The sequence below is a fragment of the Serratia sp. NPDC078593 genome, assembly GCF_050268245.1.
Lineage (GTDB): Bacteria > Pseudomonadota > Gammaproteobacteria > Enterobacterales > Enterobacteriaceae > JBNNGK01.
Genome location: NZ_JBNNGK010000002.1, coordinates 329,810 through 350,943 on the forward strand (window position 1 = coordinate 329,810; position 21,134 = coordinate 350,943).

Sequence of the window (21,134 nt, forward strand, 5' to 3'; positions counted from 1 at the left end):
TAGAAATATAGTTTTAATATTGAGGAATAATATCATGGAGAATGGGTTAGCCATGCTGGTGGATGCGGCAAAAATGTTGCTATTTTTGGCCGCTGAGTTATCGCTATTGTTTCTGGTGATAAGCTTTGCTGTCAGTGTCGTGCGGCAAAAAGTGCCAGATGCGAAAATTCAGGCAATGCTGGGTGCCCGTAAGGGGCGGGGCTATGTGATTGCAGCCTTACTGGGAGCCATAACCCCATTTTGTAGTTGCTCAACCATTCCGATGTTACGTGGGTTGTTATCAGCCAAGGCGGGGTTGGGGTCTACACTGACTTTTCTGTTTGTCTCGCCGTTGCTTAATCCGATTATTGTTGGATTAATGTGGGCAACTTTCGGTCTAAAAATCACCATGCTGTATGCCATCATTGCTGCTACGGTGTCGGTACTCTCCAGCATTATCTTGAATCGGCTAGGTTTTGAACGCTATGTTATTAATGTGCAAGATGCCCAGCCCCGTGCTATGGGATGTTCCGCACCTGAGACGGCGGTTAAATCTTCATCATGTTGTCATGCCGCAGCGTTGAGCCAACCGGAGCGGCCGTTGCTGGAAACAGCCTGTTGTGAAAGTCAGCAGGTAAAGCTGGCTGATGCGTGTTGCGCCAGCGAAAGTCCCACTCGACCCATGTCACCAAGCACCATCAAGCGAGCATGGCAAGAAGCATGGCAACAGTTCAAAGAGGTGCTCCCCTATTTGCTTACGGGGGTGCTGATAGGTTCGTTGATCTATGGCTTCATCCCGGCTGAATGGATCGCCACACATGCGGGCGCGGATAACCTGTTTGCTATCCCATTGAGCGCTATCGTCGGTATTCCGCTTTATATTCGTGCTGAAGCGGTGATTCCGCTGGCCTCCGTGCTGATGGTCAAAGGGATGGGGATCGGTGCCGTCATGGCGCTGATTATTGGCAGCGCCGGAGCCAGCTTGACAGAGGTGATTTTGCTTAAGTCGATGTTCAAAATGCCCATGATTGTTGCATTCCTGACCGTGATTCTCGGTATGGCAATCATGATGGGATATTTGGCGCAATTATTCTTTTAACAGCCAGAAAGCCTTGGCACTGCGTTGCTATCCCTATACTCTGCGCATCAGTGAGATGTACCCCGCTTTGGGGCAATAATCTCCGTTCGCGCTTTGCGCGAAATACTGGCTATTACGCCTCAGAAATCCGGTAAGCGCAACGGCGGGCACCTGCCAGAATATGCTCGACGCGTTCGACCTGCGCCCGTAGCACTTCACTAAAAATGTTCATTTCGGCACGGCAAAAACCCTGACAGACGGTAGCGGCGGCGCAAATGGGGCAGTGGTTTTCCACCAGTTGGAAGGTGCCGTCATCCAACGCACACCATTCCGCCATATAGCCTTCACGGCAGCGTAAAGCCGCCAGCCGTGCCACGCGCTCTTGCAGATTGGCTGCACCGATCATCGCCTGAATATAGTTGATGCGGGTTTCCTGCTCGCGACTCTCGATCAGCACATCGAGGGCATTGTCACCCAACTTATCCCGTACCGTGCGCAGCAATTGCACGGTGAGTTCGGCATGGGTATCCGGGAAACTGGCGTTGCCGGCTGGCGTCAACTGCCACAGTTGCACCGGGCGACCAACGCCACGGGTTTCTGCTTTGGCTTCCACCAAACCCTCTTTTGCCAGTTTAACGAACTGTTGTCGTGTGGCTTCTCCGGTGGTGCCAAGCACTTTTCCGGCCTCAGAGGCTTGTTGTGGGCCACGGGTTTTCAAGAGCTTTAACAAACGATCACTGACAGAATGTGCTGTGCACTCTCCATTTTCCAAGCTAATTCTTGACATATTCCTCCGGCTCACCCTTAATTATTCCAAGATAACGCTTGTTAAATTTAGCGTAATCACACCCACAACTCAATGCCTACCGCTGAAAATAGGACGATGAACGTGATAACTGATAATGAAAGCCGCTGGCGCGATCTGTTTTCCGCTACAAATGCCGCCAGTGCCATCGCGCTGTCGTTAGGCGTGGCGCTGCACGCCATTAATATTTTTGTGGCGACCACCATTTTACCCTCCGTGGTGCAGGACATCGGTGGTTTACATCTTTATGCCTGGAACACCACGCTGTTTGTGGTGGCGTCTATTTTAGGTTCGGTGCTGTCGGCGCGTTTACTTAATGGCTATGGCGCTCGCAGTGCATATGGCATGGCTTCGCTGTTTTTCATCATCGGGGCGATGTTGTGTGCACTGGCTCCGTCGATGTGGGTCATGCTGATCGGTCGAACGATTCAAGGTTTTGGCGGCGGGCTGCTATTCGCGTTGTCCTATGCCATGATCAATTTGGTATTTCGTCAATCGTTGTGGCCACGGGCGATGGCGCTGATTTCCGCGATGTGGGGCATTGCGACGCTGATCGGTCCGGCGGTGGGCGGCATTTTTGCCGAGTTACAGGCTTGGCGTTGGGCGTTTGGCATTCTGTTGCCGATCACGCTGTTGTATGCGGCGTTCACCTTGACGATCTTGCCAAAAGGAAAGCCACCGCAGGCAACGGTAGCGCTGCCGTTAACACAGTTGGGATTGCTGGCCGCGTCCGTGTTAATCGTTTCTGCTGGCAGCCTGGTGGCCGACCCATGGTTCAATGTGGGCAGTATTATCTTGGCGCTAGTGTTGATGCTGTGGTTATTGCGGCGTGAAACCCATGCTAATGCCCGCTTGTTACCGCAGGGGGCACTGCGCCGCGGATCGACACAGGCGGCATTATATCTCACCGTTTCATTGCTGGTGATTGGCATGACCAGTGAGATCTTTGTGCCGTATTTTCTGCAAATGTTACACGGTCAGTCGCCGCTGATTGCTGGTTATCTTGCTGCGACGATGGCAGCCGGTTGGACAGTGGCGGAGATCCTCAGTTCAGGTTGGCGCAATGCCGGTATCCGCCGGGCGATTGTCAGCGGGCCGCTGCTGGTGCTGGCGGGGTTACTGGGGTTAGCATGGTGGATGCCGGCATCTTCGGACGGGCACTGGCTGGCGTTGACGCCGATCGTTATCGCCCTGACATTGGTTGGGTTTGGCATTGGTTTCGGCTGGCCGCATCTGTTAACGCGTATCCTGCAAAATGCGTCGGAGGCGGATAAGGATATTGCCGGTGCGTCGATCACGACGGTGCAACTGTTTGCGACCGCATTGGGTGCCGCACTAGCGGGAATGATCGCCAATCTGGCTGGGTTAAACGTGCCGGGCGGCGTGGAGGGGGCAAGCGTGGCCGCACGTTGGGTGTTCTCACTCTTTGCCATTGCGCCGTTGCTGGCGGTGTATTTCGCCTGGCGATGCGCTTATCCCAAGGCGCTAACGGGTAATCTGGTACAACATACCACTTCTGACCCTTACTGAAATGGCTAGCCATACATGGAGGTTTAGCCTGCCGATTGGCATGACATAGCGTGACTTACGCTAAAAATCCGCTTGACGATTCTCTAATTTGGGATTATTTCTCTTTAATGAGATTTGGTGGAGTAGGAGCACAGATGGATCATCAGCAGGATAATGCCGATCGGCGGTTGGCGCAGCGGTTGGCTGAATTGCGTCAGCAGCAAGGCTGGTCTTTGGAGGCATTAGCACAACATACCGAGATTAGCCGCGCAACGCTGTCGCGCATTGAGCGTATGGAAACCAGCCCGACTGCTTCATTGCTAAACAAACTGTGCGCGGCGTATGGCTTAACTATGTCGCGCTTGCTTAGCGATGTTGAAAATACGGCGCCGGAGTTGTTGCAACGCGAACAACAGCCGGTATGGGTCGATCGTCACAGCGGTTTTCATCGCCGTTCAGTGTCGCCACCGGCAGCCTTATATAAGGCCGAATTGATCGAAGGGACGCTCGAACCCGGCGCACGTATTGATTACGATCTACCGCCAATTCATAGCCTGGAACATCACCTGTGGATGCTTGACGGCGAACTGACGTTAACCATCGAATCGCGCGTATTCCGCTTGCAAGCCGGGGACTGCCTGCGTTATCGACTAACGGGCGCTTCACAATTTCATGCATCCGGCGTTCGGCCGGCCCACTATACGCTTGTCATCTGTAGGCCATAACTATGATTGAAATTCAGCAATTAGACGCCGTTGCGGCGCAACAGGCGGTGCCTGAGCTAGCACAGGTGCTGCACGCCAGCGTTTGGCAGGGTGCCAGCATTGGCTTTGTCACCCCGTTTAACCTAGCGCAGGCGGCGGCATTTTGGCAAAAACTGTTACCGGCGATAGCGTGTGGCGATCGGCTCATGCTGGTGGCGCGTGATGGCCAACGCCTTGTTGGCACGGTGCAGTTACTGTTAGATATGCCGGATAATGGCCGCCATCGGGCAGAGATCGCCAAGCTGATGGTCGATCCGCAGGCGCGCCGTCAGGGTATTGCACGCAGCTTGATGCAGCACGCCGAACAGTTGGCTGTGGCACATCAACGCAATTTGTTAGTGTTAGATACCGTCAGCGACTCATCCGCAGAAGCATTGTACCGCCGGTTAGGGTTCCAGTTGGCAGGGCACATTCCGCATTATGCCCGCGCCAGTTGCGAGGACACGCTGGATTCGACCAGTTATATGTATAAATTATTGTGAGCGGGTCGGTAAGCGTTGTGGTTAACGCCGTTGCCCTGTCGGCGTGGCGTTTCACGCCAGAGTGAGAAAAAAAGCCGGGTGCAGCGACCCGGCAAAGATGCATGAACAGTAAAATTAGCCGAAGCTACAGGTTGCCAGTGGGCGCACTGCCCACTTTAGAACTGATAAACCAAACCGACGGCGACCACGTCATCATCCGCCAGCCCCAGTTTATTATCGCTATCAAGCTGGTTAATTTTATAATCTACATAGGTAGACATGTTTTTATTGAAGTAATAAGACGCTCCCACGTCGATGTATTTTACTAAGTCTGCATCACCTATATTTTCAATATTCTTCCCTTTGGATTGGACATAGGCAATGGATGGGCGCAGGCCAAAATCAAATTGATACTGCGCAACCATTTCGAAGCTTTGCGCTTTATTGGCAAAACCACTGACGGCGGTGGTACTATTATTCACGGTAGCCTTACCAGAAAGAGGCGCGATATTATGGCTCTCAGCATAGGTGGCGGCTAAATAAACCCCATTCGCATCAAACTTCATCCCGGCCGCCCAAATATCGGCTTTATCCCCTTTGCCAAACGCACCTTGTTTTTGCTGACTGGTGCGGTTGGATGAAGCATAGGCTGCACCGACGCTGAGACCATCAATAATTTCGTAGCTAGAGGATAAACCCCAGCCATCGCCGTTGGATTTACTGTTTGCACGGCCGTCATTTTCATTTTTGCCTTGATACTGAGCGGCAAATTTCAGGCCATCGACTAAACCAAAGAAATCATTGTTACGATAAGTGGCGACACCGTTGGTACGGCCATTCATAAAGTTATCGGTCTTGACGAAGGCATCGCCACCGAATTCGGGTAGTGTGTCGGTCCAGGCGCCGACATCATAAATAATGCCGTAGTTGCGTCCATAATCGAGAGAGCCGATGTCTTTTAGCTTCAAACCGGCAAAGCCCAGGCGGGTTTTGGTGTCCTTGGCGCTGTCGGCTTCTGAATGGTTAGCAGAAAATTGATACTCCCACTGGCCATAACCGCTTAGGCGTTCGTTAATTTGGGTTACGCCTTTAAAACCTAAACGAACGTAGGTTTTATCACCGTCGTTACCCGCATCATCAGAGAAATAATGTAACCCTTTTACTTTGCCGTACAGATCGAGCTTATTACCGTCTTTATTGTAAATTTCTGCTGCGTAGGACGAAGGTGCCAGTAAAATTGCCGGAATAATAACGGCAAGAAGTTGAGGTTTCATATTTATCCCTGCTTTTCTCTATTAAAAGACGCTGAACATTGATGCTATTACGGGTTCGTTTGCTGCCAGTTTTATCGCAGCGCAGAATTTTTACCAAGTTTGTGTGATGTATTTATGACAAAATATTTATTTCTACGCTAAGTGAGGAAAAAAAAGCAATAACGGCGCTAGCCAACCGCGGACAAGCCCGTAGCCTATCTTTACGATAAGGTGGCTTTTATCACCTTGTGCCGCGGGAGTAGGTTGAGACTAACTCTCCCGATTTTCCGTATCATTGATCCCAAAAATCCCGATTTTCATCGGAAAGGGTGACAGGTAGCGTAATGCTATTGCTCACTATTCGGAGAAAATCATGTCCACTCAGGAAAAACGTGCCACACGCTCAAAAACGGGCCAGCAAGCCTTTGCTGATATTGCGCCTAAGCTGGCGCAGCTTAGCGATAGCATTTTGTTCGACGATATCTGGCAACGCCCGCAGCTTACGCCTTACGAACGCAGTTTGATCACCGTAGCTGCGTTGGTGGCGCTGAACCGATTGGAACAGTTGCCCTTTCACCTGCAATTGGCACAGCGTAACGGTTTGAGCCGTGACCAACTCGCAGAAATCATGACGCATTTGGCGTTTTATGCCGGCTGGCCTGCGGCGGCATCGGCTGTGGCACGCCTGCGTGATTTGGAGGGCTAACAGCATGCCGTTTACTCGAATAGCGTTACAGCGTGGAAAATCATCAGCCTATTTGCAGATTTTATCAGCAACCCTCCATCAAGCATTAGTTGAGGCATTCGAGGTGCCGCCAGACGATAAGTTTCAGGTTATCGATCAATACGCACCTGGCGAGTTGATTTATGACCAACACTACCTAGGGGGGCCTCGTTCAGAAAATTATGTGTTGTTTTACATCACCGTGGGTAAGCCGCGTGATGCGGCAACCAAGCAACGTTTTTACCAACGACTGGCGGCGTTACTACAACAAAACCTGCAATTGAGACCCGAGGATGTGATGGTGATCGTGGTCACATCGCAGTTGGAAGACTGGTCGTTTAGTACCCGTTAACGTGCAAGCTCGTCCGGCCAGTCCTCCAACTGAGACGGTTTAATGCCATACCCATTCTTAACGGTAACCTGTAGGGCGACGCGCCATGTTGCTGAGATGCCGATAACGCGGGCTGACTGAGCGGGCGGTCTGTGGGACAATAGCGCCATCATTTCGTTACGATATACAGTGAATGGCGCTCTCCTCTTCAGTAAAAGATCAAATCGGCCGATGGTACAAAGCGCTGCAACAGCAAATACCGGATTTTATTTCCCGTGCGCCGCAGCGGCAAATGATAGCCGAAGTGGCGAAAACCTTGGCAGGTGACTATCCGCGCCACTTGGCGATCGAAGCGCCGACCGGCGTGGGTAAAACCTTGTCGTACTTGATTCCCGGCATCGCTGTGGGCCGCGACGAAGGCAAACCGTTGGTCGTCAGCACGGCCAACGTGGCGTTACAGGATCAAATCTTCAGTAAAGATTTACCGCTGCTAAAGAAGATCATTCCCGATTTAAAATTCACCGGGGCGTTTGGTCGCCGCCGCTATGTCTGCCCGCGTAATCTGGCCGCCATGAGCACCGACGTGGCTGAACAGGGCGATCTGATGCTGTATCTGGATGAAGATGAGTTGGTGCCGTCAAACGGCGAAGAGCAGGCGCTGTGCCAAAAACTGTCTACATCACTCAGCCGTCATGAGTGGGATGGGCTACGCGATCATTATGCATTATCGATTGACGATAAACTGTGGTCTAAGTTGAGTACCGATAAAGCTAACTGTTTGGGTCGCAATTGCCACTATATTCGTGAATGTCCGTTTTATCTCGCCCGTAAGGAAATTGAGAGTGCCGATGTGGTGGTGGCAAACCATGCGCTGGTGATGGCGGCGTTGGAAAGTGAATCGGTACTGCCGAATCCGAAAGAGTTACTGTTAGTGTTGGATGAAGGCCATCATCTGCCGGATGTCGCACGTGATGCACTGGAAATTGAAGGTGAAATTACTGCGTTGTCCACCAACTTACAGCTCGACCTGATCGTACGGCAGGTTGAGCAGTGTATGGTGCAATACCGGCCGAAAAACCCGCCGGGGCTGTCCAATACGGAACGTTTGAAAAACCACTGCGAAGAGCTGCGTGAACTGGTGCAAACCTTTGAGCACTTGGTTAGCGCCTACCTGCCGGGCGACAGCGTAGAGGCGGAATACCGCTTTGAAATGGGGGCATTACCGCCTGAGATGGTGGAGGTGTGCGCCCGGTTGTTTAAGCTGACCGATGCACTACGCGGCCTGACGGAGTTCATTCTTAACGATCTCTCTGAGCAAACCGGCAAGCATGACATTGTGCGTTTGCATCGCACCCTTTTGCAGGTCAGCCGTACGTTAGGCTATCTGGAGGCAATGACCAAGCTGTGGAAGCTGGCCGCGTTAGATAAATCGTCCAATGCGCCGATCTCAAAGTGGGTGACGCGTGAGCAGCGCGATAATGTCACGCACCTGTATCTGCATTGTGTGGGGATTCGCGTGAGCGATCAGTTAGAAAAGCTGCTATGGCGTAACGTGCCGCATGTGGTGGTGACGTCGGCGACCTTGCGCTCACTCAACAGTTTCGCCCGTTTGCAAGAAATGAGCGGGCTGAATGAGAAAGCCGGTGATCGTTTCGCGGTGTTGGCTTCACCGTTCAACCATGTTGAGCAGGGCAAGATTGTTATTCCGAACATGGCATTCGAACCCTCGATCGCTAATGAAGCGGAACATCTGGAAGAAATGGCACGCTTCTTTCGTGCGCAGGTGGCGGGCGGGCAGCATAAAGGCATGCTGGTTCTGTTTAGTAGCAACCGGGCGATGCAAACCTTCCTCAGCTATGTCAGCGATCTACGTTTGATGCTGCTGGTACAAGGCGACCAGCCACGTTATCGGCTGGTGGAGGAGCACCGCAAGCGGGTGGAAAAAGGCGTTGCCAGCGTGTTGATTGGCCTGCAGTCGTTCGCGGAAGGGCTGGATCTGAAAGGTGAGTTACTGACCCAGGTGCATATTCATAAAATCGCGTTTCCGCCGATCGACAGCCCGGTAATCCTCACCGAAGGTGAATGGTTGAAAACCCTGAAGCGCTACCCGTTTGAAGTGCAGAGTTTGCCCAGCGCGTCGTTTAATTTAATCCAGCAGGTGGGGCGGTTGATCCGCAGCAACGCCTGCCGGGGTGAGATCGTGATTTACGATCGTCGTTTGCTTACTAAAAGCTACGGTTCGCGCCTGTTGGCGGCGTTACCGGTATTTCCGATCGAGCAGCAAGCGGTGCCGGCGGCGGATAAAGCACACGTTATGGCGCTGAAATCGGCCGCTGATGCCGCGAAAAAACAGAAAAAATCGGCCAATCCGTTTGCCCGTCGGCGTCGACGCTAAGCCAATCGCCGTGGGTTATTCGCTGTCGAGATAGGGAAGATCCGCGTTTTGCTTTGATGAACGCCACGTGAACTGGCCTACTGATATCGCCAGTTGATAACGGTATACCGCTTGGATGCCGTTGCGGCCGTATGCCCGGTGGTCGGAAGAAACATTATCGGCTCAGCCATTTTATTCAAACTGTTTACCAAGTCCGTTATTCGGGAAGCGTGGTGGTGGGGGCGTCGTGGCCTAAGCCTTCGGAACGCCTTCGCTATGCTAGGCCCAGAGATCTCGGGTCATCAATCTCAATAAAATGATCGTTTTTATCCGGCTTTCTTTGTCTGATTGATTTTTAAACGGTTTGGTCTAAAACTATCTGTAATGAAAATGGAATCAAGGCAGACAACGGATGTTCACGCTTTATATGAAATGGGATGCCAGACTGGTGCTCGCCCCCGAAGATATCCAGTTCATACTCTCACCCAGAAGTGCCATGGAGCTGGCCTGCATTTTTTATGAACTGGATTACCTGCAATACCCTCAACAACGCATATGCCGCCACAGTGTTCCGCAAAGACGCGAAGCGGCTTATTGCAATAATTCAGCAACGTCTTACAAACGCAAACACCGGGCACAATGCGATAAACTTTTCGATGATGTGCAATGGCAGCTTGAGCTTGGCTGGATGATCGGTGTGGACACCAGCGCTGAATGGGATTATCGGCGTAACCCATTTTATTTCGATGCAGACAGTAACCTGATTTATGATTGCTTTATGGGTCACGGCTGCGAGATGTTCCCGCGGGAAGTGCGTGAAATCTACGAATACACGCTTGATAAACATCGGGGCAGAAAGCCCGCTCCGACAGTTAAACAACACTATTTCGGTGCTCCGGTACAGCATGCTCAGGCGGCGAAAACCATCAACAGCAAGGCGGCTGGGCGGCTTCTGGCCGCTGGCGGTATTTATAACGGCAACATCGAGGGATTCCATAAGGCTGCACAACAGCTCGGTGGTGATGCGCCAGACGGTTACGATCAGGTCATGGATAACAAAGGGTTACTCATTGCTGGGGCATCTGCCGTGGCCGGGCTTGGGCTTGGTCGACTTGGTACCGTTAGCGAGTTAGAAGAACTGTCTGCTTTATCAAAAGCACCTAAGCCATTCCCATCAAAATTTGTTAATTTTGAACCCCGGCAACTACAGAAAAAATTCAAACATGCAGTAGATTTTAACGTCTCAGGTAATCCAAACACTGTAGGTCTGAAGTCATTTGAGCATGCACTGAAAGAGCACATTGATGATCCATTGACACAGAAAATTACGGGAAAGTATCGATGGGACCTGAATGTTTATCATTACTACAACCCTGAAACTAAACTTAATGTAATGACCAAATCGGATGGCAATTTCATTTCTGGATGGAAGCTGTCTGAAACTCAACAGCTCGATTTAATAGGTGAAGGTAATGTCTTTTAATCAACGTGAACTGGCCATTTTGGCTCTAATCGACTTGTTTGTTTCGGGGAATATGAAAGCCCCCGAATTTGAAAAACAATACGTTGCATCATGGCGCGAATACAGAGACTGTTACGAGCCGAAAAACCGAGACAAAGCTATGCAACGCTATTTTGATTCGGTTTTTTCAGCGGTAGATACATACTGCGCTGACCCTGACTTAATCGACGAAGATGATTTAGACGATCAAGGCTTACTAAACACTATTTCGATCCTTAAAGCGTCGTGGGAAGAGTCCATATTGGCTTAGTATTTAGACGATTCACTATAACTTCCATTGCCGGCCTCTGTGGAACAAGCTGGGCGTTGTCATATGGCGAGTTGAGTATACAAATGCCGATCGCCACTGTTAGCCGCCATGGAAGCCTTTATCGTCCTCCTGCGATTAACTCGCCGTAGCGCCGATAGCGGAGGTTGAGCGCTATGCTGGATAGGGTATGCTAAGCAAAATCGTATCTGGGGGCGTTGTCGTGGATTACACCAAAATTATCAAAGAAATAGGTCGCGGAAAAAACCATGCGCGCGATTTGGATCGCGAAACCGCGTATCACCTGTATCAGGCGATGTTGGCCGGCGAAGTGCCGGAGCTGGAACTGGGGGGCGTGTTGATTGCCATGCGCATCAAAGGTGAGGCCGAAGCGGAAATGCTCGGTTTCTATCAGGCGATGCAGCAGCAGGTGCTACGGTTGCACAAACCGCAGGGGCGACCGATGCCGGTGGTGTTGCCAAGTTATAATGGGGCGCGTAAGCAGGCGAATCTCACGCCATTGCTGGCGCTACTGTTATCGCGTGTCGGGTTGCCGGTGGTGGTGCACGGTGTGCTTGATGACCACACCCGCGTGACCAGCGCAGAAATTTTCCAAGCGTTAGGTGTGCCGTGGTCGGAAGAGGCTGCCCACGCGCAGCAGCGCTTGGATAACGGCGAGCCGGTGTTTATGCCGGTATCTACGCTGTCAGCGCCGCTCGAACGCCAATTGGGCTTGCGTTGGCGTATGGGCGTGCGCAACAGTGCGCATACCTTGGCCAAATTGGCGACACCGTTTGGTGATGACGATGTGCTACGCCTTGCTAGCGTTTCGCACCCGGAATACGTCGGCCGCGTGGCGTCTTTCTTCCGCCAGATTGACGGGCGTGGTTTATTGATGCAGGGCACCGAGGGTGAGGCGTACGCCAATCCGCAGCGTAGCCCGCAGATTCATTACATCGTGAAGGGCGAACAGCGAGTCTTGTTGGAACGCCCGGCGCAGGATGAGGTGCCAACATTACCGACGGCGAAAGATACGGAGACCACCGCCCGTTGGATCGAACGTTGTCTGGCCGGGGAAGTAGCGATCCCGCGCGCGTTGGCTCGCCAGGTCGCCTGCTGCCTGTTGGCCACCGGCGAGGTCAGCACCTTGGAACAAGGGTTGGCGCGTTTAGCCTAAATCCCCGCAGGCGGCGGGGGCCTCAGCGTTTTAGCTGGGGCGTAACCCCGCTGTGAAGCGACTTGTTTTACACCTGATGACTCAGCCGAACTGCAGATGAATTGCCCGGTCAGTCGCCTGCGTCATGATGGGCGCGCATCGGGCCGCACTAAATCAAAGCGGTGTTGTTCTGAAATGGAATAATAGGCCGTTGGCCCACCGGCGCGTAAGATCGGCTGGGCGGCGGCCGTTTGATAAATGCCGTGTTGATCCAACAGCGCGTGGTCGATATGCACCGCCACCACTTCGCCTAACACCAGCCAGGTTTCTACCTGTTCCCCGGTTGCCGTTTGTAATTGAATACATTGGGTGAGTTTACATTCAAAATGGACGGGGCTTTCCGCTACGCGATCGACGCAAACTTTGCGCCCCGGCAGCGGGGTGACACCCGCGAAGGCAAACTCATCAGCGTCACGCGGCAGCGTTGCAGAGCTGTTGTTCATCGCTTCGGCTAAGGGGCGTGTCGCTAGGTTCCAGACAAACTCACCGGTTTCCACGATGTTTGCCACGCTGTCTTTCCAGCCTGAACTGGCGAAGCCAATAATCGGTGGGCGGTAATTGAAACAGTTGAAGAAACTGTAGGGCGCGAGATTGCGCTGCCCGGCGGCGCTGACGGAGGCAATCCAGCCAATCGGTCGTGGCCCGATGATAGCATTCAGCGGATCGTGCGGCAGGCCGTGCCCCGCTGCCGGTTCGTAGTAATAACGAGATTCACTGCTCATAATGATCCTTTCATTGATAAACCTGAGGTTTATTTTGACGGGTTTGTTACAGGCTGCAAGTTTGGTGGGGGGATATGTTATCTTATGCAGCAGAACCCGCCAGAAAGAGTCCCTCAGGTGCAAAAAAAGAAAACCTTCCCGTTGCAGAAAAAAGGTCTGCATCCCCGTAATCGCCACCGTTCACGCTATGATTTTCCGGCGTTGATTGCCAGTTGCCCGGCGTTGGAACCGTTTGTGAAGCCCAACCAGTGGGGCGATGTTTCGGTGGATTTCGCCGATCCGGCCGCCGTGAAAATGCTCAACCGCGCGTTGTTGCAACATTTTTACGGCATTGAACATTGGGATATTCCCGCGGATTATTTGTGTCCACCGATCCCCGGCCGTGCGGATTATCTGCATCATTTGGCGGATTTGCTGGCCACCAGCAACGGCGGTGAGATCCCGCGTGGCAAGGGCGTCGCGATTCTGGATGTGGGCATTGGTGCCAACTGTATTTATCCGATCGTTGGCCTGCGGGAATATGGCTGGCGTTTCACCGGTTCGGAGATCGATCCTGTTTCACTGAACTCGGCCAAAATGATTGTTGCCATGAACCCGACGCTGAAAAATAGTGTGCGGCTGCGGTTGCAAAAACAGCCGGAACGTATTTTCGATGGCATTATCGGTGTGGCCGAGCGCTTTGACGCAACGCTGTGTAACCCACCGTTCCACGCTTCAGAACAGGAAGCGCGAGCCAGCACCCGACTGAAGCTGCATAAGCTGGGCAAAGGCAACGTTGCTGACACACCGGTTCAGAACTTTGGGGGGAAGAATAACGAACTCTGGTGCGAAGGGGGCGAGGAAGCCTTCGTGCGTAAGATGGTGGAAGAGAGCGTCGCCAAGGCGCAAAATTGCCTGTGGTTTACTTCGCTCATCTCGAAGCATACGACGCTGCCTGCAATTTATCATGCGCTGAAACTGGCGGGTGCAGAAGAGGTTCGCACTATCGACATGGCGCAAGGGCAGAAAATCAGCCGCTTTGTTGCTTGGTCGTTCCACAATGCGCAGCAGCAAGCCGCTTGGGCGGCAGAACGCTGGGATTGAATAGACAAGCGCCGGTGACAGCATCGGCGCTAACAAATTGTTCACAATTTCCTTTCATTTTCCGCGCGTTAGGTTATTCTCAACTTGGTTATTCATTATTCATTATTCTTATTGTTATCCAATAATTAAATTAGTAATTACTTACGTTTATTATTTTATTTACGGTTAATTAGGCTGCCTGTAGGAAAAGAGGATCTTTTCTCTCAGGCCGTCATGCGTTAGTGAGTGGGCTAAACGCGAAACAACATCCCCGTCATACTTTTCGCTACTGCTGGGTTGGTTGTACATATTTATCCGAGTGACTTACGCGTGTAAGCATTGGGATGTATTTGCTTACCACCGTGATGCGACGCGAATTATCGGGGGGATAAAACTTGCTGAATGTTCATCACCTGTCAGAGGATGCCCACTTATGTTATTACGATTCAGTCAGTTACCTGTCACTTGTCGCACAGAATTACGCGCCATAGAAAATGCCGTAGCGATGATCGTATTTAAACCCGACGGTACGGTGCTACGTGCCAATGATCTCTTTTTGCAATGTATGGGGTTCGACAGGGAGGAGGTGGTAGGGCAACACCACCGTATTTTCTGTGAGGCGAAATATGCCGCGAGCGATGCTTATCGGCAGCATTGGAATAAGCTCAATCACGGGGAAGCGATTACCGATAATAGTAAACGCTTGCGCAAGAATGGCGAGGTGGTGTGGTTACAGGGCACGTATATTCCGGTGTTCAATAATCAAAGGAAAGTAACAGAAATTATCAAAGTGGCGAGTGATATAACCGAGCGGGTTGTGCAGGCGCAGGAGCAGCGTAGTTTGCTGGCGGCGCTGAATCGTTCGATGGCGATGATTAGCTTCACCCCGCAGGGGACGATTCTGGATGCGAATGACAATATGCTGTCTTTGTTGGGATACCAGCTTGAAGAGGCGCGCGGCCAGGATCACCGGATTTTATGCCCGCCCGAGTTTGCCGCTTCATCCGCCTATCAGCAACATTGGCAACGCTTGAGCCGCGGTGAATTTATTACCGGTCGTTTTGAGCGGCAAAACCGTCACGGGGAGCGAGTTTGGCTGGAAGCCAGTTACAACCCGATTGTTGATAATGAAGGCCAGGTGACCAAGGTGGTTAAGATAGCACAGGACATCACCCGCTTGATGCAGCAACAGCAACATGAAGAGGCGTTGATGCGCGATGTGCATCATCTTTCATTAGCCACAGACAAAAGCGCGATGCAAGGTGCCACCATCGTTCAGCAGGCCGTTGACGGTATGCAACAGGTGGAAGTTGCCGCCCGGCAAACTTCACAGCGAGTGAGTGAGTTAGGCGATTATTCGCAACAGATCGACAGCATCGTTGCCATGATGCGAAAGATTGCGTCGCAAACCAATTTATTGGCGATTAATGCCTCAATTGAGGCGGCACATGCCGGTGAGTTTGGGCGCGGATTCGCCGTCGTGGCCAGTGAGGTTCGCGCTCTGGCAGAGCAATCTCGTCAGGCGGCGGTTGAGATTGAAGGCATGACGAAATCGATCCAGCAGGGAGTGGCGGCCGCGATGTCAAACATGGCCGTTTGTGTTGAACAGGCGGGGGGCGGCGTGGCATTAACCCAGGATGCGGGGAATGTTATTCATCAGGTCAATGTTGGCATGCAAGATGTGGTCAAACTGATGCAGGCATTTCGTTCGGTGAAGCAAGAAACAGTGCAACACTGAGGTTGGCAGGCTCCCACCCATCTCGAAGTGAGAGCCTGTCATTGAGCGTTAGCCGAGGTTTTCTTGCGGTTTGTTCGGCAATCTGGCGTTGGTTTCCGCGGGTGGGGCGTCATCTGGCGCATAAGATAACTGTACCGCCTGTTGCGGCATGGTGATACCCGCCCGATCAAAATGCATCTTCACCAGCCGATCCAACGCATATTGCACTACCCATTGTTTCAATGCTTGCGTGCGTACCGTGATGCGGGTGGTAAATGAGCGATCGCCCAACGCCACCACGCCGTTAAATACCGGTTCGCCAATCAGGAAGTGCTTCACCTGCTCATCCTGTTGCAGCGCTTTCACCGCCTGATGCAGAACCTCATTGACGCGGTCGATGTCTTCTTCACGGCTGACGGTGTAATTAGCCCGGTATACGCCGAACTCGCGTGCATAGTTCGCGAGGGTGGTGATCGAGGAGAAGGGCACAATGTGGTAGACGCCGTAGTCATCGCGTAACCCGATCGAGCGGATAGTCATGCGCTCCACGGTGCCGGTAATGCCACAGACCGTGACGTACTCGCCGGTATTCATGCCGTTTTCAAACTGAATAAATACCCCGGTGATCACGTCTTTTACTAGCGTTTGCGCACCAAAGCTGATGGCTAGCCCCAGCGCGCCGGCACCCGCCAGCAGCGGGGCAATGTTGATGCCGACCTGCGACAAAACAATCATCACGGTAATGGTGCTGATCACAATGGCGAGTACGTTGCGAAACAACGCCAGCAGGGTGCGTTCACGCGCACTTGAACGCATGCCGTTGCTCAACTCCAGCGTCAGGCGGTGCTCAATAATACTGGCCATGATCGTCCAACTCACCACGGCTACCGCCAGAATCAGCAGAATATGCACTAACCCACTAATGATGCGCGCCCCGCCCTCGCTGTTGGCCCATTGGTAGAGATTGATCAGATGCCAGGCATCGAGTAGAAACAGCGTGGCCGTCAATACCACCATGATACGCAGGATTTTCAAACCGTTGGGAATGTAGGCGTTAATGCGGCGTTCTAGCATCGGATAGCGGCGGTTAACGTCGGCTGGCAGCGTAATGCGCCGGAAGATCCAACGCGTTAGCATCCCGGAAAGCAGCGCCCCGATGCCGACCACCAATAGGCTTTTCACTGTCGCACTCATCATAAAGCTCAGGCTGTTACCTAACTCAAACTGTGAAAGCACCAGTAGCACCAGAAAATAAGCCATCGCCAACAGATGCCAAACGTGCCCCAATCCATGCAAGATCACGCTGAAAAAGGCCATTGAACGTTCTGCCAGCAGGTTGATTTGCTGCTGAATGGGTTTGCGGTTAATCATAATCAGCATCAGGGCGTAGCCGGTCAAGGTCAGCATGATCAGCAGATTGGCAACCGCGGCGGCCGGATAGCTGATTTGGGTTGCGATCACCGGCACCACCACCATCAAACCATAGCCGATCAGACCACTTAGCCAGGCAAGGCGCTGGTTCCAATAATGGGCACTGGCATCACTGAAAGGGAAAGGACGCAGATAAGCAAAGTTAGGCGCAAAGATCAGCCGCAAAACCGCCTTGAAGAATTCGATCACCGCGAACGCACTGAGGAACAAGGTTTGCTGGCGGGCAATGACCGAGCTGCTGGCGTTGACATACTGGGCGAACAGGTGACCTGCGGCTAACGCCAGCCCCAACACCAGTAAGTCGATCACGAAAGCACAAAGGATCGCCATCGGTAATTGATACCACGGCCGGCGTTGCAGCCTGATAGGGTGACCCCAACTGCCTATCAGTTGGTACAGTGGGCTAACCAGCCGCCTGATCAGATGAAAAATGGCGAAGGTAAATGCCACTGTCAGTAAAAAATACCCCAAAGCGCGGAAAAAGGTGGTGCTATTGAAAGGATGTTTAGGGCCGGAATCGATCACTTTTTGCAGCCCAGACAGCTTTTGGTTCAAGGTATTGAGGCTGTCTTGCGCCAACCCGCTCAGGCTGTCGCTCAGCGTCGCGGGAGACGCGGGCGCATCGTCCTTTGTGGGGGCGGGCGTCGTTTCTCCGCTCGATTGTTTGAGCTGTGTAATGAGTTCTGCGCGGGCGTTGTCATCTTCTAATAGCTTTATTAATGCGGCGCTGGATTGCTGCTGCGTATGCTCTGCCGTTGGAGCTGCGCTGAAACCCGGTTGGGGAGCAATCAGCAAAACGATCAACACGAGCAGCGGATAAAGCAGGCGTTCTCGCAGAGAGGAACTGAATCGGCGCTGGGCATGTGGCGGCATCGTGGATCTCCTGTCGCTCGGTGAGTGCGTGTTAAATGTTATCAAAACAGTCAATAGAGTAGGGCGTGTTAAGGCACGCGGCGTAGGAAAGTGTGCTAAAAAAATGGCGGCTAAGATGAGCCGCCGTGGTAAGGCTGTGGGAGATTAAGAAACGTGTTGCAGGAACTCTTGCAAGCGCTGGCTGGGTGGATGATTGATCAGCGTGTGGGGATCGCCATCCTGTGCGATCCGGCCTTTGTCGATAAAGATCAGGCGAGAGGCGACTTTTTCCGCAAAGCCCACTTCATGGGTGACGATCACCATGGTCATGCCTTCCTCGGCCAGATCTTGCATCACTTTTAGCACTTCATGACGTAGTTCAGGATCGAGCGCTGAGGTGGGCTCATCGAACAGCATCATCTTCGGTTTTACCGCCAGTGCGCGGGCAATCGCTACACGCTGTTGCTGCCCACCGGACAGTTCAGAGGGATAGTGATGTGCACGTTCCGCCAATCCCACTTTTGTCAGCAGTTCACGGGCTAATTTTTCCGCCGCGGTTTTTTTCAAGCCACGTACCCGCTGTGGGCCAAAGGCGACGTTTTCCAGTGCTGTTAGATGGGGAAACAGGTAAAACTGTTGGAATACCATGCCTGCTTCTTGGCGAATCAGCCGATCGTCGACGTTGGGATCGTTGGCCTTTAAGCCGTCGACGATCAGATCGCCATAGGTGATCTCTTCGAGTTTATTGATACAGCGAAGCAGCGTGGATTTACCCGAGCCAGAAGGCCCGATGATCACCACCACTTCTCCCTGATTAATCTTCAGATCGATATCATGTAGCACCTGGGTTTTGCCAAAGTGCTTGGAGACGTTTTTAAATTCAATCACAGGATTTTCATCCTTCTTTCCAGACGACGCAGAACAAAGCTCAGCACCAGCGTAATAATCAGATAGATAACGGCCACGGCGCTCCAAATCTCCAGCGCGCGGAAGTTACCGGCGATAATTTCCTGCCCTTGGCGCGTTAGCTCGGCGACGCCGATCACAATAAACAGTGAGGTATCCTTGATGCTGATAATCCACTGGTTGCCAAGCGGCGGTAGCATACGGCGCAGTGCCAGCGGCATGACGACGTAGCGGATGGTTTCACGGCGCGACAGCCCCAAAGCCAAGCCGGCCTCACGAAAACCACTATGAATCGATAACACGGCACCACGGGTGATTTCAGCAATATAGGCACCGGAGTTGATCATGATGGTGACGACCGCTGCGGTAAACGGATCGATGCGCAAGTCGCTAAATGCCAAAGGTAAGGCGAAGTAGATAAACATCACTTGCACCACAATCGGCGTGCCGCGAATCACTTCGATAAATGCCAGTGCGATGTGGTTGACAATCCAACCGCCGTAAGTGCGGGCAAAACCGGCGATCAAGCCGATAAACAGGCCGCCAATCAGACCGAGGACCGAAATCCACAGGGTCATCTTGGCGCCTTCTAACAAAATGGGGATAGCGGGCCAGATGGCACTCCAGTCGAACTGCATGATATTTTCTCCCGGTGATCCCACACGCTGTGGGCATCAGATACAACAAAGCACAGAGGGCAACCATGCGGCTCTGCGCTTAATTCGTTATCGGTTGATAGATGTCCCGAATTACTTAGGTTCAGTGCCGAACCATTTTTTATAGATCTCGTTATAGGTGCCGTTTTCACGCAGCGTTTTCAGCGCACCGTTCACTTTTTCGCGTAGGTCGCTGCCTTTCGGGAACGCGATGCCGTATTGCTGTGCTTCCAACGAATCGCCGACGGTTTTGAACTTGCCTGCGCCCGCGGTTTTGATGAAGTACAGAATGTTAGGTGTGTCGTGAATCACGGCGTCTGCCCGCTGGGTACCGAGCTCCATGTAGGCGTTATCGATGTTCGGGAACTGACGCAGGTTTTTGGTTTTTACGTTTTGCTTGACGTAATCCACCGAGCCGGTGCCGCTTTTAACCGCAACCACTTTGCCATCCAGGTCTTTGATGCTTTTCACGCTGTCATTGTTGGCGTTAACCATGACCAGCAGCCCGCTTTTGTAGTAACCGTCTGAGAAGTCGATGGCTTTTTTACGTTCGTCGGTGATGGTGATGCCCGCCAGCGCCAGATCAACATTTTTCGTTTGCAACGCTGGAATGATGCCGCCGAAGTCCATCGGTTTCAGGGTGTAATCCATTTTCAATTCTTTAGCGATCGCGGCCCACAGATCGATGTCGAAGCCGACATATTCATTCCCCTGTTTAAATTCAAATGGAACGAAAGCGGTGTCGGTAGCGACGACCAGTTTGTCCGCTGCGTGTGAACTGACGGCAAAGGCCAGGGAGAGTGCGGCCAGTGAGACGTTAAAAATTGACTTCATAAGAGGAATTTCCTGTACAGGTTGTGGTTTACCCATTTTTTAATGCATTATCGCTATGGAAGATTCGTGCCATAGTTACAACTGTTTTTAAAACAAGGGGTTGTGATGTGATATTGTGCCGACTAGGCGAATATTTATTATTGCGCACCAAAATGACGCCCCAAAATGGTGCTATCGATAGCGAGTGGTGCACGGGACTATAATTAACTAAATAACGGGCGAGAAACAACCAATAATTAACAATTTTGCATCAATAGTGATAACTAAATCTAACTTTTCGCACATATAAAGGCAGGGTAGGAGAAATAGTTGACGTTGGGTTGGCGAGTGCTCACTGCCAACGGACGTTGGTTTTGCGGTAATGCGTCTCGCCGTTAGCGTAGTTGACTGTCTTTACTGCCACGACGATTGTACAGGCTGTTCGCCGCTTGTTGTTTATCTAACTCGGACTGGCAGGCCAGGCAATAACGCACGCCTTGTAATGCCAAGCGTCGCGCTTGCGGAATCGCCTCACCACATTCTTGACAATACTGGGCACTTTCGCCGTGACCAAGCGCTTGACGCGCACGCTGCACGGCATCATCGACGGTCGAGTCAATTTGATCTTGTACAGCCCCTTCGGCTGCCCAACCATTTGCCATAGCGTTACCTCCGGGATATAGGAACCTCAAAGGCACACGGCGTATGCCGT

20 protein-coding genes are annotated in these 21,134 nt (G+C 52.3%); 12 read left to right on the forward strand and 8 right to left on the reverse strand.

What is annotated here, in order from left to right; translation table 11 throughout:
• Positions 1-34 precede the first annotated feature (34 nt).
• Positions 35-1,078, forward strand: a complete 1,044-nt coding sequence (locus tag ACQKDS_RS03700; protein ID WP_399665956.1) for a permease — start codon at positions 35-37, stop codon at positions 1,076-1,078.
• Positions 1,079-1,190: 112 nt separating this feature from the next.
• Here the strand turns inward: ACQKDS_RS03700 and ACQKDS_RS03705 are convergent, their stop codons facing one another.
• On the reverse strand, positions 1,191-1,844 hold the full coding sequence (locus ACQKDS_RS03705) for a helix-turn-helix transcriptional regulator (protein WP_399665959.1): 654 nt from the start codon (positions 1,842-1,844) through the stop codon (positions 1,191-1,193).
• Between the two features lie 102 nt (positions 1,845-1,946).
• Here ACQKDS_RS03705 and ACQKDS_RS03710 point away from each other — a divergent pair, with 102 nt between their 5' ends.
• From ACQKDS_RS03710 to ACQKDS_RS03720, 3 genes are all read left to right on the forward strand, one after another.
• Positions 1,947-3,392 carry an MFS transporter gene (locus tag ACQKDS_RS03710; RefSeq protein ID WP_399665962.1) on the forward strand — a complete coding sequence of 482 codons (1,446 nt, stop codon included), beginning with the start codon at positions 1,947-1,949 and terminating at the stop codon, positions 3,390-3,392.
• A gap of 134 nt (positions 3,393-3,526) precedes the next feature.
• On the forward strand, positions 3,527-4,096 hold the full coding sequence (locus tag ACQKDS_RS03715) for a helix-turn-helix domain-containing protein (protein WP_399665965.1): 570 nt from the start codon (positions 3,527-3,529) through the stop codon (positions 4,094-4,096).
• Positions 4,097-4,098: 2 nt separating this feature from the next.
• Positions 4,099-4,617, forward strand: coding sequence for a GNAT family N-acetyltransferase (locus ACQKDS_RS03720; protein ID WP_399665969.1), 519 nt, complete (start codon positions 4,099-4,101; stop codon positions 4,615-4,617).
• Between the two features lie 155 nt (positions 4,618-4,772).
• Here ACQKDS_RS03720 and ompC read toward each other — a convergent pair whose 3' ends face one another.
• Positions 4,773-5,870 (reverse strand): porin OmpC, encoded by a 1,098-nt coding sequence (ompC, locus tag ACQKDS_RS03725; protein WP_399665972.1) that lies wholly within the window; start codon positions 5,868-5,870, stop codon positions 4,773-4,775.
• Between the two features lie 352 nt (positions 5,871-6,222).
• On the opposite strand from ompC, the gene ACQKDS_RS03730 reads away from it, so the two are divergent.
• From ACQKDS_RS03730 to ybiB, 6 genes are all read left to right on the forward strand, one after another.
• Positions 6,223-6,555: a carboxymuconolactone decarboxylase family protein gene (locus ACQKDS_RS03730; protein ID WP_399665975.1), complete on the forward strand. Its 333-nt coding sequence runs from the start codon at positions 6,223-6,225 to the stop codon at positions 6,553-6,555.
• 4 nt (positions 6,556-6,559) lie between these two features.
• Positions 6,560-6,925: a tautomerase family protein gene (locus ACQKDS_RS03735; RefSeq protein WP_399665978.1), complete on the forward strand. Its 366-nt coding sequence runs from the start codon at positions 6,560-6,562 to the stop codon at positions 6,923-6,925.
• A 172-nt stretch (positions 6,926-7,097) separates the two neighbouring features.
• On the forward strand, positions 7,098-9,299 hold the full coding sequence (dinG, locus tag ACQKDS_RS03740) for an ATP-dependent DNA helicase DinG (RefSeq protein WP_399665981.1): 2,202 nt from the start codon (positions 7,098-7,100) through the stop codon (positions 9,297-9,299).
• A 391-nt stretch (positions 9,300-9,690) separates the two neighbouring features.
• The gene (locus tag ACQKDS_RS03745) at positions 9,691-10,761 is read left to right on the forward strand and encodes a colicin D domain-containing protein (RefSeq protein WP_399665984.1); all 1,071 of its coding nucleotides are present in this window, start codon (positions 9,691-9,693) and stop codon (positions 10,759-10,761) included.
• Positions 10,751-11,050: a colicin immunity domain-containing protein gene (locus ACQKDS_RS03750; RefSeq protein ID WP_399665987.1), complete on the forward strand. Its 300-nt coding sequence runs from the start codon at positions 10,751-10,753 to the stop codon at positions 11,048-11,050. The genes ACQKDS_RS03745 and ACQKDS_RS03750 overlap by 11 nt, the downstream gene beginning before the upstream one ends.
• Before the next feature lie 220 nt (positions 11,051-11,270).
• Complete coding sequence (gene ybiB / locus ACQKDS_RS03755; RefSeq protein WP_399666237.1) at positions 11,271-12,224, forward strand: DNA-binding protein YbiB; 954 nt, start codon at positions 11,271-11,273, stop codon at positions 12,222-12,224.
• Between the two features lie 122 nt (positions 12,225-12,346).
• Here ybiB and ACQKDS_RS03760 read toward each other — a convergent pair whose 3' ends face one another.
• Positions 12,347-12,985: a flavin reductase family protein gene (locus ACQKDS_RS03760; protein ID WP_399665990.1), complete on the reverse strand. Its 639-nt coding sequence runs from the start codon at positions 12,983-12,985 to the stop codon at positions 12,347-12,349.
• 117 nt (positions 12,986-13,102) lie between these two features.
• Here ACQKDS_RS03760 and rlmF point away from each other — a divergent pair, with 117 nt between their 5' ends.
• Together rlmF and ACQKDS_RS03770 are read left to right on the forward strand one after the other, a co-directional pair.
• Positions 13,103-14,068, forward strand: coding sequence for a 23S rRNA (adenine(1618)-N(6))-methyltransferase RlmF (gene rlmF, locus ACQKDS_RS03765; RefSeq protein ID WP_399666240.1), 966 nt, complete (start codon positions 13,103-13,105; stop codon positions 14,066-14,068).
• A 412-nt stretch (positions 14,069-14,480) separates the two neighbouring features.
• Positions 14,481-15,785 carry a PAS domain S-box protein gene (locus tag ACQKDS_RS03770; protein ID WP_399665993.1) on the forward strand — a complete coding sequence of 435 codons (1,305 nt, stop codon included), beginning with the start codon at positions 14,481-14,483 and terminating at the stop codon, positions 15,783-15,785.
• A 48-nt stretch (positions 15,786-15,833) separates the two neighbouring features.
• Here the strand turns inward: ACQKDS_RS03770 and ybiO are convergent, their stop codons facing one another.
• The 5 genes from ybiO to ACQKDS_RS03795 all read right to left on the reverse strand — a co-directional run bounded on the left by ybiO (position 15,834) and on the right by ACQKDS_RS03795 (position 21,084).
• A complete protein-coding gene (gene ybiO, locus ACQKDS_RS03775) occupies positions 15,834-18,068 on the reverse strand; it encodes a mechanosensitive channel protein (RefSeq protein ID WP_399665996.1) in 2,235 nt (744 codons plus the stop codon).
• 144 nt (positions 18,069-18,212) lie between these two features.
• On the reverse strand, positions 18,213-18,935 hold the full coding sequence (gene glnQ / locus ACQKDS_RS03780; protein ID WP_399665999.1) for a glutamine ABC transporter ATP-binding protein GlnQ: 723 nt from the start codon (positions 18,933-18,935) through the stop codon (positions 18,213-18,215).
• A complete protein-coding gene (gene glnP, locus ACQKDS_RS03785; RefSeq protein WP_399666002.1) occupies positions 18,932-19,591 on the reverse strand; it encodes a glutamine ABC transporter permease GlnP in 660 nt (219 codons plus the stop codon). The genes glnQ and glnP overlap by 4 nt, the downstream gene beginning before the upstream one ends.
• Before the next feature lie 111 nt (positions 19,592-19,702).
• Positions 19,703-20,443: a glutamine ABC transporter substrate-binding protein GlnH gene (gene glnH / locus ACQKDS_RS03790; RefSeq protein ID WP_399666005.1), complete on the reverse strand. Its 741-nt coding sequence runs from the start codon at positions 20,441-20,443 to the stop codon at positions 19,703-19,705.
• 374 nt (positions 20,444-20,817) lie between these two features.
• A complete protein-coding gene (locus ACQKDS_RS03795) occupies positions 20,818-21,084 on the reverse strand; it encodes a DksA/TraR family C4-type zinc finger protein (protein WP_399666007.1) in 267 nt (88 codons plus the stop codon).
• Positions 21,085-21,134 lie beyond the last annotated feature (50 nt).

Excerpts from the sequence above, each read along its gene's own strand:
- ACQKDS_RS03730 (WP_399665975.1), top strand. The coding sequence starts at position 6,223 with ATGTCCACTCAGGAAAAACGTGCCACACGCTCAAAAACGGGCCAGCAA.
- ompC (WP_399665972.1), bottom strand. The coding sequence starts at position 5,870 with ATGAAACCTCAACTTCTTGCCGTTATTATTCCGGCAATTTTACTGGCA.
- ACQKDS_RS03745 (WP_399665984.1), top strand. The coding sequence starts at position 9,691 with ATGTTCACGCTTTATATGAAATGGGATGCCAGACTGGTGCTCGCCCCC.
- ACQKDS_RS03760 (WP_399665990.1), bottom strand. The coding sequence starts at position 12,985 with ATGAGCAGTGAATCTCGTTATTACTACGAACCGGCAGCGGGGCACGGC.
- ACQKDS_RS03720 (WP_399665969.1), top strand. The coding sequence starts at position 4,099 with ATGATTGAAATTCAGCAATTAGACGCCGTTGCGGCGCAACAGGCGGTG.
- dinG (WP_399665981.1), top strand. The coding sequence starts at position 7,098 with ATGGCGCTCTCCTCTTCAGTAAAAGATCAAATCGGCCGATGGTACAAA.
- ACQKDS_RS03715 (WP_399665965.1), top strand. The coding sequence starts at position 3,527 with ATGGATCATCAGCAGGATAATGCCGATCGGCGGTTGGCGCAGCGGTTG.
- ACQKDS_RS03795 (WP_399666007.1), bottom strand. The coding sequence starts at position 21,084 with ATGGCAAATGGTTGGGCAGCCGAAGGGGCTGTACAAGATCAAATTGAC.
- ACQKDS_RS03770 (WP_399665993.1), top strand. The coding sequence starts at position 14,481 with ATGTTATTACGATTCAGTCAGTTACCTGTCACTTGTCGCACAGAATTA.
- glnP (WP_399666002.1), bottom strand. The coding sequence starts at position 19,591 with ATGCAGTTCGACTGGAGTGCCATCTGGCCCGCTATCCCCATTTTGTTA.
- ACQKDS_RS03700 (WP_399665956.1), top strand. The coding sequence starts at position 35 with ATGGAGAATGGGTTAGCCATGCTGGTGGATGCGGCAAAAATGTTGCTA.
- ACQKDS_RS03735 (WP_399665978.1), top strand. The coding sequence starts at position 6,560 with ATGCCGTTTACTCGAATAGCGTTACAGCGTGGAAAATCATCAGCCTAT.
- glnH (WP_399666005.1), bottom strand. The coding sequence starts at position 20,443 with ATGAAGTCAATTTTTAACGTCTCACTGGCCGCACTCTCCCTGGCCTTT.
- ybiO (WP_399665996.1), bottom strand. The coding sequence starts at position 18,068 with ATGCCGCCACATGCCCAGCGCCGATTCAGTTCCTCTCTGCGAGAACGC.
- ACQKDS_RS03705 (WP_399665959.1), bottom strand. The coding sequence starts at position 1,844 with ATGTCAAGAATTAGCTTGGAAAATGGAGAGTGCACAGCACATTCTGTC.
- ACQKDS_RS03750 (WP_399665987.1), top strand. The coding sequence starts at position 10,751 with ATGTCTTTTAATCAACGTGAACTGGCCATTTTGGCTCTAATCGACTTG.